This window comes from uncultured Caballeronia sp., from assembly GCF_964243625.1.
Classification (GTDB): domain Bacteria; phylum Pseudomonadota; class Gammaproteobacteria; order Burkholderiales; family Burkholderiaceae; genus Caballeronia.
The window spans coordinates 1-13,053 of sequence record NZ_CAXTGZ010000135.1 but is presented as its reverse complement, the minus strand read 5'-3'; the positions used below and the strand labels follow the sequence as shown (position 1 = coordinate 13,053).

Below are 13,053 nucleotides of genomic sequence, written 5' to 3'. Positions count from 1 at the left end.
GCTTCACCGCCGGCGCGGTTGCCGTTCGGTTCGCGCCCGCCGTTACTGCCGCGCGCACCATAGCCGCCGCCAGTTCCAGCGCCGCTGCCGTTGCCGGCGAAACCGCCGCCGCCAAAACCGCCCGGAGCACCACGACGGCCGCCGGGGGCGCCAGGGCCGCCGCGTGTCGGCGTTTGAGCAAAACGGTTATGGGAACTCAGCACCGGTTCGCGAGTGATGATACCCATGGATGTTTGCAGCGGATCCGGCTGAACGCGGGGCGCAGCGCTGCGCGAGCCGCGTTCCTCCGCCGGCGCCTTGAGTCCCACCGATGCCAGCAGGCCACGCACCTCGTTATCTTCCAGCTCTTCCCAACGGCCGCGCTTCAGGCCCTTCGGCAAGGCGATCGGGCCGTGACGCGTACGAATCAGACGGCTGACCATCAGGCCGGCCGCTTCGAACATGCGGCGAACTTCACGATTGCGGCCTTCAGCCAGCGCCACGTGATACCAGTGGTTCGTGCCTTCGCCGCCGCCATCGCGAATCCGCAGGAAGTTCGCCGGACCGTCTTCCAGTTCGACGCCGCTCAGAAGCTTCTGGCGCATGCCTTCCGATAACTCGCCGACTACCCGGACCGCGTATTCACGCTCGACGCTATAACGCGGATGCATGAAACGGTTGGCCAGATCGCCGGAAGTGGTGAGCAGCAACAGCCCTTCGGTATTGAAGTCGAGCCGGCCGACCGCAAGCCATTTGGCCGTCTTCATGGGCGGGAGGCTGTCGAACACAGACGGACGCCCTTCAGGATCGGCATGACTCACGATCTCGCCGGTCGGCTTGTGGTACAGCAGGATACGCGGCGGCTTGGTCGCGAGCTTGCGCTTGACCGGCTTGCCATTGATGCGAACCTGGTCGGTCGGCATGATCCGCTGGCCAATATGTGCCGGCTCGCCATTCACCGATACCCGCCCTGCCACGATCAGTTCTTCCATGTCACGGCGCGAACCCATGCCGGCCTCGGCCAGCACCTTGTGGAGCTTCGGCGTGTCGTCATCGGCTTCCAGGACGCGCTTTTGCGGCGTGGGCTTGCCCCGGCGCAGCATGGGCGCGCGAACGCCGCCTGAGGTGTTGTCGGCATCGAAAGCGGGCGATGTCACGTATTCGAAAACATCGTCGACTGCAGCGGCCGCGGGCGTGGGATTGATCGCGGCTTCGTCACGACGGCCACGCTTTTGACCCTGGCCGGCTTGCGCCTGACGCGGTTGACGGCGGCCGCCTTCACGCGGAGCCTGTCCTTCACGTCCTTCACGCGGGCCATCGCCTTGCGACGGCCGCGGTCCGCGAGGCGGTCGGCCACCCGATGCTTCGCGGGCGTTTTCTCCATTCGGCGCCGCCGCTTCGCGCGGTGCCCGCGGCGGTCGCGGGGCGCGCGGACCGGCGTCCTTGCGCGGTGCGCGTGTGGGCGCAGCAACTTCACCATCCGAGGACGCTTCCACGCTTGCATCCGGTGACGGCGTTGCGCCGTCGGCGCCCTTAGTCTTCGCAACAGCGCGACGGCGCGCGATCAGGCTGCGAGGACCACGGCGCAAGCCGCGACGCGGACGCTCCTCGCCGTCGGCGGGTTCGTCGGAGCGTGTGCGTTCGCCTGCGTCGGCCTGGTCATGTGCGTCATCGGCACGAACGGGGCGCTCGGATTCGGGCGAATCGCTGTCGTGGGAATGTGTCAAAACAACCTCAAATGTGTCGGGTCGCGCGCCCGTCGCGAGCGCGTCAGAAAAATCCGGCCGTTGGTGATAAATAGCCGAATGAAGGTTTCGTACAAACGAGCTAGCCGTTTTACGGCTAGCCGTTACGGCTGGCGATCAACGGCGTCAGGCCCTGCGCGCAGTCCGGTCGTCCGGTGCGTCGAGTTCGTCGGTTTCGTTTGCTTCGTCAGGCGCTTTCGCCGCGCCTGCACTGTCCGATACGCCTTGAACGGACGTAACGTCGATTTCATTTACTGCGGGCGATGCATCTTCCTGCCCCGCGGGCGATGCGTTCGTTTGCACGTCAGCAGGCGCATCGTTGCGCGAATCCAGAATCGCAGCCTCTTCAGCGTGGACCACCGCGTCAGAACCGGGTTCCTCAACTGGCGGCAGTTCGACCGCGGCAACCGGCACAGCATCCGATGCTCCCGGCTCGCCGTCGGCATCGGCATCGGCATCGGCGGCATTGGCCTCAGGCTTGCTCGCTGACTCCGGTCGCACGCCTTGCGCGAGCGCAGCGACAATGGCAGCCGCCGGGTCGTCGCCAGGAAAATCGATTGCATGCTGCGCGAGCAGCGATGCTTCCAGTTGCGCCGACGGGTTATCGAGCGCGGGAAGTTCGTCGAGCGCGCTCAAACCGAGATCATCCAGGAACTGCTTGGTGGTTGCGTAGAGCGCCGGCCTGCCCGGCACATCGCGGTGGCCGATCACCTCGATCCAGCCGCGATCCTCGAGCTGCTTCACCACCTGCGTGTTCACGGTCACACCGCGAATTTCTTCGATATCGCCGCGCGTGACCGGCTGCCGGTAACCGATGATCGCCAGCGTTTCGAGAACCGCGCGCGAATACTTGGGCGGCTTCTCGGGGTGCAGCCGATCGAGATATGACCGCATTGCGGGCTTGCTCTGAAACCGCCATCCGGACGCGAGAGCCACGAGTTCCACACCGCGCCCCGACCAGTCCTGCTTGAGGGTGTCGAGCAAGGTGCGAACCGTATCCGCCGAGATATCGTCGGCGAAGAGCTTGCGCAACTCGGCGAGTTTCAGCGGCTCCTGCGCGCAGATCAAGGCTGTCTCGAGGACGATCTTCGCCTCTTGGGTATTCATGCAGCTAGATAGGACCCTGTATGGTCTATGAACCGGTCAAGTCAGGCCGAAACGAAGGACGCCGATTACTCGAACCATTCGCAACGCTCAGACTGGACAATCGTGGACGAGGATACTGACGACGCGCTCGCCCGATTTATGATCGGTCATATTGATTGGGAGCACGCACCGGGGGGAGGCACAACACGGGATCAGATCCTGATCGCCGAGCTTATCCCAGCCGGACGAAGTAGCACTTTCCAAGGCGGAAGCGCGTGACTGCACGCATATTACGCAAAAAAAAACGGTGCGTAAAGGTGAAACATCGCGCCGCGTCCGGCCTCACGTCTGCAAGCTTTACAGGCTCGGCCTGCGGCCTGCTTTGCCGCCATGCCGGTACGGCGCGCCGAACGGCCGTTTTCGGGCGGTCGTGCTTCCCCAGGCAAGGTTGAGCCGCTCCAGCCCCGCGCCTGCGGCCGGCTCACACTGTGGACCGCGTTTCCATGAAGCTGCGCAAGCGCGCGACGCCGGCATCCAGACGCGCGGTGTCGCAGGCATAGCACCAGCGCACGTATCCCTCGCCCTCCGGACCGAAAGCACTGCCTGGCGCCAAGCCGAGTCCGCTCTCACGCACCAGGGTCTTGCAAAGCTCGAGGCTGTGATCTGCCCCTGGAAGCTTGAAGAACAGATACATGGACCCCAGCGGCGCACGAACATCGACGCCGGGAATGGCCTGCAGCGCCGTCACCAGATAGTCGCGGCTGGCACGCAGGTCTGCGACCACGGATTGCGTAAACCGCTCGCCATCCCGTACGGCTGCGATTCCGGCTAACTGCACGAAAGACGGCGCGCACGACGTGTTGTATTCAACGAGCTTGCCCAGATCCTCCATCACGCTTTCGGGCGCGACGATCCAGCCAAGCCGCCAGCCGGTCATCAACCACGCCTTCGAGAATGAATTCACCGCGATCACGCGTTCGTCGCGGGACGCGAGGTCGAGAAACGAGGGCGCGACGGTTGCGTCATTGCCATAATAGAGGCGTTCGTAGACTTCATCTGCGATCAGCCAGATGCCGTTCTGGCGGCATCGGTCCAGCACTGCTTGCTGCTGTTCACGCGTCATCACCCAGCCCGTCGGGTTGTTCGGCGAGTTGATCATCAGCATGCGTGTATCGGGCGTCAGGGCCGCCAGCAAACGATCCAGGTCCAGCACCCAGCCATCTTCCCCATACGTCAGCGAGACAGTTTCGACAGTCGCGCCAAGGATCTTGGGAATTTCCACGAGGTTGGGCCAAAGCGGCGTCACGGCCACCACGCGGTCGCCGGCGCCCACCACGAGTTGCGCTGCGAGCATCAGGGCATTGACGCCCGCGCTCGTCACGGCAACCTCCGCCGACCGGGTCGCACCATGCAATCTACCGACGTAACCGGCAAGCGCTTCGCGCAACGGCGCAATACCCAGGTTGTGCGTATAGAAGGTTGCGCCGTCGGCGAGCGCCTGACTGGCGGCATCGCGGATGAACTGGGGCGTCACCTGATTGGACTCGCCAAACCAGAAAGGCAGGACGTCCGGGACACCAAAGCCCGCGTTCGCCACCTCGCGAATCTGGGACGGACGCAGTGCGCGCACCGCGTCGCGCGCATTGGGCATAAGCACGCCTGACGCGCCGTTGGTACCGGCTTGACTGGACAGCGCGCCAAGCTCCGAGATGACCGCCCCTTCTGATTCGCTCATTACCTTCCCCGCAGATCGAAACCAAAAGTCTAACGCGACGGCTCCCGAAACGCGCGATACGGCTCGCACGTTAGCCATCAGGCCAGTTTTTCGAGGGTTTCATCCTGCTCACCTCGGTTACTCCAGTTCCTCCACACGCTTGGGCAAGCGTGCAACCAGCGTCCACACCGACTCGGCCGCGGGCGAGAGCGAGCGATCGCGCCGGCGCACCAGTTCCACCGTCCGCTCGATGCGCGGCATCAACGGCAACGCCACCAGCGACGAATTCGCCGGCAACGGCAAGGCGAGCCACGGTAATACGCTAATGCCTACGCCCGCCTCCACCAGACCGAAAACCGTGGCCGAGTGGCCGAGTTCCTGCACCACGTCGGCGACCACGGAGTGCTCACGCATGACGGCATCGATGATCGGACGGCTTCCCGACGCGTGGTCGAGCATCACCAGCCGCTCGCCCGAGAGTTCCTCCCATCGAACCTGCCGGGCGCCCGCGAGCGCATGGTCGCGCCTCAGGACTGCGCAGAACGAGTCGGTGGTTACGACCTGCGCATGCAAGTCGTCGTGAGCAAAGGGCCCAATGGCAACACCAAAATCCACTTCGCCGGACTTCACTTTCCGGATGACGTCGGCCTGGAGATCGTCCCGCAAGCCCAGCGAGATCAGCGGGAATTCCTTGAGGCAGGCGGCTAGCACAAAGGGCATAAGGCGGCATGCAACGGTCGGACTCGCCGCCACGATCACGCGGCCACGCTTTTGCTGACCAAGATCGCGGATTTCGCGCAAGGCTTCGTCCAGGTCCAGCAACAGCCGCGACACACTGCCCACCATATTCGTCCCGACGTCCGTGAGCTGGACTTCACGCGTCGTTCTGTCAACGAGCTTCAGACCAATTTCTGTCTCCAGTTCGCGTACACAGCGGCTTACTGCCGACTGGGTCAGTCCGATTTCGTCGCCCGCGCGGCTGAAACTTTGCAGCTTCGCCACTTCGATAAACACCCGCAGCTGCCGCAAAGTCACGTTCAGCGCGCGATTCATAATATATCCTCATCAATCGATCCTATAAATGCAGATTGTAGATCACTGGCCCCGAAATCGCTCTGGGGGACCGTTGCGCTGCGGTGCAGCAGAAAGGCATTCGCGCACGCGGGATGGGCTTGCTGCACATGATTGGTGATTGTCCCGATTTCATTAACTGCACTTATAGCGTCTCATACGGCCCATGCTGGCAGTACGCCAGCCTACTGCCACGAGGCTTTCCGGCCGATCAGTATTGGCATGGCACGGTTCTCGCATTTACTTGCGCAGAGGTCGGCGCCATTGCAGTTTTAAACGCAAATCGTCCGTCGCAATGTCTGCTCCGACCTTACCTGGGTTCGATCTTCGAATTCCGACCAGAGTGCGCGGCGCGGGGCAGCGCACCGGGGTTAGCTTCGCTGAGGTGAAACATGATGTTCGACGATTTAAGAGATAACGAGTGGGCGCTGGTCGAGGCCTTGTTCTGTGCAGAACCTGCACGCAGCGAACGTCGCGGTCGTCCGCGCGTGGAAGCACGCGCTGTTGTCAACGCCGTCTTGTGGGTGTTGTCGACAGGCGAAGGCTGGTCGAAACTGCCGGGACGCTACCCGTCGCCGCCGACCTGCCGCCGTCGTTTCGACGAATGGCAAGCTGACGGTACGCTGGCCGAGATCGTGAAACGTCTTGGAAACAATGGCCGTGAAGTGTCGTTGCGCGGCCGGATCGGCTCGACGGCTGCAAAACCGCCTGCACCGCCCAGCCGCGACCGCCTGCGTGGCGCGTTCTGGACGAATCCGGAATCGTGGCGCGCTCCGGTCAAGATGGCTTGATTTCGGGCCTGTTTCTACCGGCTTGATTCATATCAGCAAAGTGCATGTCGAGGCATCACGGTCGAGGTAAATCAACCGTGGTCGGCCCGGCAGAATCGCGAAGCACCCGCGCGCAGATTTTTTCTGCGCTTGAAGCACGGTCCCATCCGATGACCTTTCTCCGTTGGATGCGGATCATCGGTCTGCTCCCTCGCAGACCGTTCCATGCCACCCAATCTGCCAGGAAGCGCCCGGCCTGCACCTTTACGGCCGGGCGTATGGCGCACGTTCTCAGGGCACGATCGGCGCAATCAGTGCGCATGCGGTCGCTCGCCGCGAAACAACTCTTTACCATTATTTACAGCGCCCTTTCGTGCACTGGCATAAGTTATGAGGCTAGCTAACAGACCGCGAAGGTCTGAAGGGAGCTCATCATGAAACCAATGTCATTCGTAGCATGCGGCATTGTGATTTCATCGCTTGGCGTGACCATTCCGATGCAGGCTGAATCACAATCGGGCAATTTCGCGTTGCGCGCTGATACCGAGGCAGACATGCAGGCGTGGAAAAAGGAGCCTGTGCGCAGCAATCAGCCGGCAGAACCGGCGCCTCGTGGCGATTTGCGCGGTGATATCGCGAGCAACGTACATACACGTCCGGAACCGGAGCGCGGAGCACGTCCACGCCGACATTGATCGCGGCATGAGGGGACGCGGTTTTGACGCAATGAACATTCAGGGAACCGTTCTCTAAATGACAAGTCGGACTTGATGCCATGAGCACAGCGTGGCAGAAGTAAATCCGGTAAGCCCGTATCCTCGTGGTACGGGCTTTTTTTTGGCGGAGAACGATATTGGCCCCTGAAGGGCGGCAAAACGGCCAAACCAAGCACCGCAACCGTTTGCGTGGCTTGGTACGTCGCGATCGATTCTCCGGCAAACAGATTCAGAATCAACAGGTAAGGAAAACTGATCGGATCTAGGCGCGCGCTTCGGCAAAAGGCTCCTGCACAATCGCCAGTGCATACGGCGCCGCACGGTGCAATTCCCAATCCATGGAGCGCTCGTCGCGCGAAAGGCGGGAAAATTCGAGTTTGCCGCGCTCGGTGACAACCGCTATATCGACCGGAGCATGAAACCCCGGGGCCGGGGCAACGGTGCGCTGCCTGACGAGTTCCAGAAGGCCCAAGTCGCGCAGATGGCTGAAAACGTTTGGGCGCCTTGCCCACGGAACTTGACGATACTGAGCTCGCCGGAGCGCTTCGAGTACGGCTTCGTTTGAATACGTGGTCATCTCGTTATGTCTTCCAGTGCAGCCGTGACGGCGCCACTTGGCAGTAAAGTCGCCTGCCAGCGGCGCCGACTAAACGCGGCACGCCCCGAAACCAGTCAAAATGCCGACAGTGCGGCACCTGACAGGAACTCGCAGCCGCCGCTTGCGCTAGGTGCTGCTTGATTCTTACCGCTGCTTATAATTCCGAGCTCCCGTTAAACGCGCATTACATGACACGTCCCGCAGTTCCGGCGATGCATTCTCCTGAATGCGATGACCACGAAGCGGATTATCTCGAAAACCTATACGTTACCTCAAACCAAATTGGTTCTTATAACTTTATTGCTGCTTTTCTTTGCACTGTTTGCCGTTTGGCGTCATCACAGGCTTCTCGTTGCTGCGGTATGCGCGTTGGTCTTCTGGGCACTTGGCGCCGGCTGGTTAGGAAAGCCCCTGCTGCATCTCGCCCAAACCGGTTTCGAGTCGCCGTCAGCCTCGCAAAACGTGCGTTTCGCATCGCGAACAACTTTTGTGTTGTTGGGCGGAGGCACAACTTATGACGACAACAACCAACTCGTTCCCCGGCGCGATGCATTCACGCGTGTAGTTGCGACTGCTGATTTGTACCGGGAATGCCGACGCGCCGGCGGCGTCTGCCGCGTGATCGTGAGCGGAGGCAATCCTGAGCATCACGAACAAGCTGAAGCCGATAACTACGCGCCCTTCCTGTTCGCGCGAGGTGTCGACGCCAGCGACGTGCTGCTCGAGAACGAAAGCGTCAACACCTATGAGAACGCGCGTAACGTCGCAAGGCTGCTTGGACCCAAGCGCGACGGGTCGTTCGTGCTGATCACATCGGCGTATCACATGCGGCGCTCGTTGGCCGCGTTCAGCGCCTTCGGCATGAAGGCGCAACCGTTTGTCAGCAACGTGAGACTCCCGCATGTCTCGCTTTTCCCGCGGCGGCGGGGGTTTGTCGACTCAGAAACTGCGCTCCATGAAATGGTCGGTCTTGCGCGCTTTTACGTGTATCGACTTGTTGGTCTTTATTGAGACACGAATGCATTAAGCGCCCATCGAAACGGTCGTTGCATATCTCGAAATTCAGTACTAGAAAGCATTGAGCTTCGCCGGTATTATCGCCGGCGCGGTCAACCGACTGTCCGGGAAGGCGTGCAGTTGAAACGAAGAGCATGATTGCAGCAGCTAGGCACACGAACCGTAACGATATGTAACAGCCGCGCTGGAGCAGCACTTGCTGACGAGCGTTCAATGTCACGGATAAAGTGACAGGCCAACCCGGGTTCAACGAATCTATGGAGGTAACAATGAAGAAAATTTCTCTGGCAGTTCTGGTTTCCCTTAGTGCAATCACCGGTGCGGCTTTCGCCCAGTCGGACCAAGGCGTCTCCATGAGCACCGATCCAGGCAAAATCTCTGATATCGAGCAGCGCGCACAAGCCCTGCAATCGAATCAGGCGAACATGCAGGAAATGCCGGCCCACAAGACCGGCGAGCACCACAAGAAATCAGGCTCCAAGCATTCGAAAAAGGCGGCGCACGCTGCCGGCGCGAGCCAATAAGCCCTCGGGGCAAAACGTAGAGGCGGCGCGCAAACGTTAGCCGTCAGACACGGAGCCGGATAAATGCACGAGGCGTTTATCCGGCTCTTTTTTGGCCAGGGATCTTCCGCAGGGAAAGGTGCCTGGTTCAAGCCGCCGATACATGATGCGGCCTCCAATCCGGCGGTATGCTACATTCCGCGTCGATAAATTGAATCGCACCCGTGTGCGGAGGATCGTATGAGCAACATCCAGCTGGATATTGAATGGACCGAAGCGGCATCGCGCAAGATTGAAAAGCTGATGCCGCGCAATGCGAAGGACAAGGACGCCTACCTCGCCCTGCCGCCCGTGGAATGCCTGCCTATGGAAGGCGACGTGCTGTTCCTGGGCCCGGACGGCAAGCAGCAGCCGTTTATCGTTGCCGAGCGCCAGTATCACCACGACGGCGACGCCGACTGGACCATCATCCTGATTCTCGACGTCCCCCAGGAAACGCACTGACGAGCGGCTTGGCACGGCGCCTGGGGCTTCTTGCCGCCCGAAGGCACCGGTGAACGCTCAGAGCTTTGCGACCACGTTGATTTCGCCGCGTTCGATCAAGTCGGGCAAAGCCTTGCTGAGCGCCTTGATGTGAGGCGTCTGATTGTGCTCGGCGAGCGATGCTTCGCTTTTCCATCGCTCGAAAAACACAAATCGGCGTGGCTCCTTGATGTCGCGATGCAGGTCGTATTGAATCGCGCCCGGTTCGGCGAGCGTCGGCGCCACGATGCCCTGCAGCAGTTCCTTCAACTTCTCCTCGTTGCCAGGCTTGGCTAGAACGTTGCGACCACCGCGATTTCCGTCATGTTCAGACTCCCAGATTAAAGCGGTAAGCATAACGTTCGCGCAGCACTTTCGCAGAAATCAAGCGCCGCAAGAAAAAAGCCCGCGTTCCCATTTGGGAGCGCGGGCAAAAGCCGTCGCCCTACGAGGATAGGCGACGGGGCCATCGAGATCCGCTTGGCCAGCGGATCGCAATTCGTGAAAGATAAAACAGGTCGGCACGGACAATGTGGAGCGTGGCGCACTACATCGCAGGCGTCACGCAGATTACATGCCATGGATGCAATGTAACCCCTATGCGGTTGATTCCTATAAGCTTTCCCGCACATAAAACCGCAGAAAGCGCTTTGCTCCGATTCGTGTAACGCTCAGCCGTAACGTGACATCGATTACATGCGGCTTGACCGAAATCTTCGACGAAGCTTAAACGGTCGCAAATGAATTCCGCGCGTGTTACCGCGCATTCCAATACGAGGGTTCGCTCTAAATCGCCATCGGCGTCTCGCAGGCATAAAAAAACCCGCCTGGGCTCAGGCGGGTTCGTTCGAGACAGTCCGAAGATCTTTACTCGAGACTCAGCGCAACTGGTCGTCGAGCAAGGCCATGATCTGTCGTGCTTGCGGCGACGAGTCCACATTCCCCTTGCTGTCGATGATCGACACCCGGGTTTGCGTTTCCGTGAGCGCACGGACGTTGACTTCGTAATTTTTCGGAAGCTTTTCTTTCTTGCCGTGGAACACCTGATTCCAGAAGCCCTGCTCCGCCGCAGTCATGTCCTTCGGATCGACATAACGGACAAAATAAATTCCGCGGCCACGATCACGGTCATCGACCGTGAAGTTGGTCCGGTCAAGCGCAAGACCGACGCGCAGCCACGCGCGGTCGTACGCCTCCGGCAACGTGATCTCATCCGAAGTGGCTTCGGGAATCACGTCTTCCTTGATCGGCGTCTGTGCCGCCAGCGCAACGTTCTGCGCCGCGCGCGACGATGCCGTCGCCGCCGATGGTCCACTCGCCGCCGCTGCCGCCATGGCGGCGTCGCTCATGCCTGTCTGTCCGCTTGCCTGCCGCGCATCTGCCAACGCGAGCGACGACATGAGGCGCTTGAGGTACTCGCCTTCCAGGGCCGGGTCGTTCGGTTTGGCTTGCCATTGGCTGTTGTCGTTGTTCGTGCCCGTCAACGCCTCACGCATGCCCTTCTGGCTTACGAACACATAAGTGCCACCGTTCGGACCCGCTTCCAGGCGAGTACGGTACTTGTTGCGCTCGGCAGCCACGTACGAGTTGCCCGTTGCAATGGACAGCGTGTTGCGAATCAGGCCGTCTGAAATCTGTGGATGCGTTTCGTTCCAGTCGGTTTCCATGACGCCCTTGTCACGCGCGTCCACAACGAGCAGAAAACCCTGTTCCTGCCAGAAGCGGCGAATCTGCGGCCACGCTTGTTCCGGCGACTTGTTGTCGATGACCAGCCACCGCTCCGTACCGTCGCGCTGGATATGCATGCCGGAAACCGGCGGAATCACCGTAGGCGCGCTCGGCGCGACCTTCTGCGTCTGCTGGAGGTCGGACAGCGACGCCTGGCCACCCTGCGGCGGCAACGAGCGCTGGTCGCCCGATTCCTCAAGGAGATTGGGCGGGACGGCAAGGGATGCCTGCTTTGACCGGGAATCGCTCTTGTAATTGATTGCGTTAGGCGACGACGTACCACATCCGGCAACCAGGCCACCCGCCAACAGGAGGGCTGCCACCTTCAAAGCCGGCTTGTTCACACGAAAATCTGTCATGTTTGGGAAATCCTTCCGCTACGCCACGGCGTTTTCCGTGGATCAACCAAGCATTTTACCGGTCCCGCGCGCCGCCGTGCAAAAACAGTGGCCTCGCAGGTCTGCAATGGTCGTGGGCTGAGCCGGCTATTTACCTTCAAAGATGAAATCTGCGCGCCAAATCGGACGGATCATTGCGTCGCGGCGCACCCTCAATTGCACCGTTTCGAGATCCACTTTTTGTGTCGTCCCAGCGCATCGTTTCAGTATCGGTTCAGACCGCATCGTTCAACTGAAATCTCAAAAATAGTCGCACCCATGCTTTGAGCGACAATTTATGACAATCGATCTTGTATTGTCCTAGTCATTAATTCATCACCAACACTTTGTTTAATAAGCAGTTTTAACTAATTTTTTAAGCCGCACGAAAGACCCTACAAGATAATTCCTAACTTGATTCCTGATTACTTCGTCATCTTAAAATTAAGCCTCAATAACAAGAACGGCCACGAGAACGGAGTACATCATGTCTTACCTACATACGCTCACCTCACTTCGGGCAGCGAGCGCTGTCTTGCTGGCTGCAGCGGCTGGCTCAGTGCATGCACAACTGGGATCGACGCTCGGCAATGCTGCGATTGGTTCGGGTACATCCAACGCGCTTGCAGCGGTGATTCATCAAGCCGGTAACAGTGCGGTGCGCTGGCAGGAAACAACCGATGCCAACCAGATCCGCGTGCGGCAGTACTTATCGCCAGCGACGGGACTGGTCTACGCGGTCAGTTGGGATGGGCCAGCCATGCCCGATGTATCGGCGTTGCTCGGCACCTGGTTCGACCGGTATCAGCAAGGCGCGAGCGCTGCGCTGCAGAATGCAAGCGGACTGCATTCATCGCGGGTGGACGGCAGCAATTTTGTCGTGGAGACGCACGTGCGCCTTCGCGACTTCAGCGGCCGCGCCTGGCTTCCCGATGCGCTGCCCGCCGGCGTTGCTGCGGCTGACATCGAATAAGGGGGAATCATGCGAAATACTCCGACCTGCCTGTTGTTGCCGATGCTGATCGTCACGTGTTTCATCCTCACAGCCTGCGGTGGAGGCGGTGGAGGGGGCGACTCCACCTCCTCCACCGCCGCCGCGCCTGCAACTGCAACAACATCCGCAGCGCGCTCTTGCCCTCCCGCATCATGCCCCTCGCCTGCATCGCATACTGACGCTGCGCCACCGGATCGAGCCGGCTCTCATGCGCCATCCGCAAACTCTCGGTC

At 60.5% G+C, this 13,053-nt stretch carries 12 protein-coding genes and 2 pseudogenes; 6 read left to right on the top strand and 8 right to left on the bottom strand.

Features of this window, described 5'->3' with window-relative positions; all coding sequences use genetic code 11:
• The 4 genes from rluB to ACFFAR_RS11785 all read right to left on the bottom strand — a co-directional run.
• On the bottom strand, positions 1-1,706 hold a 1,706-nt coding region (gene rluB, locus ACFFAR_RS11800), incomplete at its 3' end, for a 23S rRNA pseudouridine(2605) synthase RluB (protein ID WP_375507916.1).
• 144 nt (positions 1,707-1,850) lie between these two features.
• A complete protein-coding gene (gene scpB / locus ACFFAR_RS11795) occupies positions 1,851-2,831 on the bottom strand; it encodes an SMC-Scp complex subunit ScpB (RefSeq protein WP_174365275.1) in 981 nt (326 codons plus the stop codon).
• Positions 2,832-3,291: 460 nt separating this feature from the next.
• A complete protein-coding gene (locus ACFFAR_RS11790) occupies positions 3,292-4,461 on the bottom strand; it encodes a pyridoxal phosphate-dependent aminotransferase (RefSeq protein ID WP_375507917.1) in 1,170 nt (389 codons plus the stop codon).
• A gap of 201 nt (positions 4,462-4,662) precedes the next feature.
• The gene (locus ACFFAR_RS11785; protein WP_174364629.1) at positions 4,663-5,565 is read right to left on the bottom strand and encodes a LysR substrate-binding domain-containing protein; all 903 of its coding nucleotides are present in this window, start codon (positions 5,563-5,565) and stop codon (positions 4,663-4,665) included.
• A gap of 422 nt (positions 5,566-5,987) precedes the next feature.
• Here ACFFAR_RS11785 and ACFFAR_RS11780 point away from each other — a divergent pair.
• Together ACFFAR_RS11780 and ACFFAR_RS11775 are read left to right on the top strand one after the other, a co-directional pair.
• A pseudogene (locus ACFFAR_RS11780) lies at positions 5,988-6,383 on the top strand (transposase); the annotation flags it as partial.
• A gap of 416 nt (positions 6,384-6,799) precedes the next feature.
• Positions 6,800-7,060 carry a hypothetical protein gene (locus ACFFAR_RS11775; protein WP_174364627.1) on the top strand — a complete coding sequence of 87 codons (261 nt, stop codon included), beginning with the start codon at positions 6,800-6,802 and terminating at the stop codon, positions 7,058-7,060.
• Between the two features lie 283 nt (positions 7,061-7,343).
• On the opposite strand, the gene ACFFAR_RS11770 is transcribed toward ACFFAR_RS11775, so the two are convergent.
• Complete coding sequence (locus tag ACFFAR_RS11770) at positions 7,344-7,658, bottom strand: hypothetical protein (RefSeq protein ID WP_061999645.1); 315 nt, start codon at positions 7,656-7,658, stop codon at positions 7,344-7,346.
• Between the two features lie 510 nt (positions 7,659-8,168).
• Here ACFFAR_RS11770 and ACFFAR_RS11765 point away from each other — a divergent pair.
• The 3 genes from ACFFAR_RS11765 to ACFFAR_RS11755 all read left to right on the top strand — a co-directional run bounded on the left by ACFFAR_RS11765 (position 8,169) and on the right by ACFFAR_RS11755 (position 9,703).
• Positions 8,169-8,690, top strand: coding sequence for a YdcF family protein (locus ACFFAR_RS11765; protein ID WP_375507915.1), 522 nt, complete (start codon positions 8,169-8,171; stop codon positions 8,688-8,690).
• A 275-nt stretch (positions 8,691-8,965) separates the two neighbouring features.
• Positions 8,966-9,220: a hypothetical protein gene (locus ACFFAR_RS11760; RefSeq protein ID WP_062000895.1), complete on the top strand. Its 255-nt coding sequence runs from the start codon at positions 8,966-8,968 to the stop codon at positions 9,218-9,220.
• Between the two features lie 219 nt (positions 9,221-9,439).
• Positions 9,440-9,703, top strand: coding sequence for a hypothetical protein (locus ACFFAR_RS11755; RefSeq protein WP_061999647.1), 264 nt, complete (start codon positions 9,440-9,442; stop codon positions 9,701-9,703).
• Between the two features lie 57 nt (positions 9,704-9,760).
• Here ACFFAR_RS11755 and ACFFAR_RS11750 read toward each other — a convergent pair.
• Positions 9,761-10,047: pseudogene (locus tag ACFFAR_RS11750) on the bottom strand (putative quinol monooxygenase).
• Positions 10,048-10,599: 552 nt separating this feature from the next.
• Positions 10,600-11,808, bottom strand: a complete 1,209-nt coding sequence (gene bamC / locus ACFFAR_RS11745) for an outer membrane protein assembly factor BamC (RefSeq protein WP_062170074.1) — start codon at positions 11,806-11,808, stop codon at positions 10,600-10,602.
• 505 nt (positions 11,809-12,313) lie between these two features.
• Here bamC and ACFFAR_RS11740 point away from each other — a divergent pair.
• Entirely contained in the window at positions 12,314-12,799 is a 486-nt protein-coding gene (locus tag ACFFAR_RS11740) for a DUF2844 domain-containing protein (protein ID WP_375507914.1), read from the top strand.
• A 67-nt stretch (positions 12,800-12,866) separates the two neighbouring features.
• On the opposite strand, the gene ACFFAR_RS11735 is transcribed toward ACFFAR_RS11740, so the two are convergent.
• The coding region (locus ACFFAR_RS11735; RefSeq protein ID WP_375507913.1) for a hypothetical protein at positions 12,867-13,053 on the bottom strand (187 nt) is incomplete at its 5' end.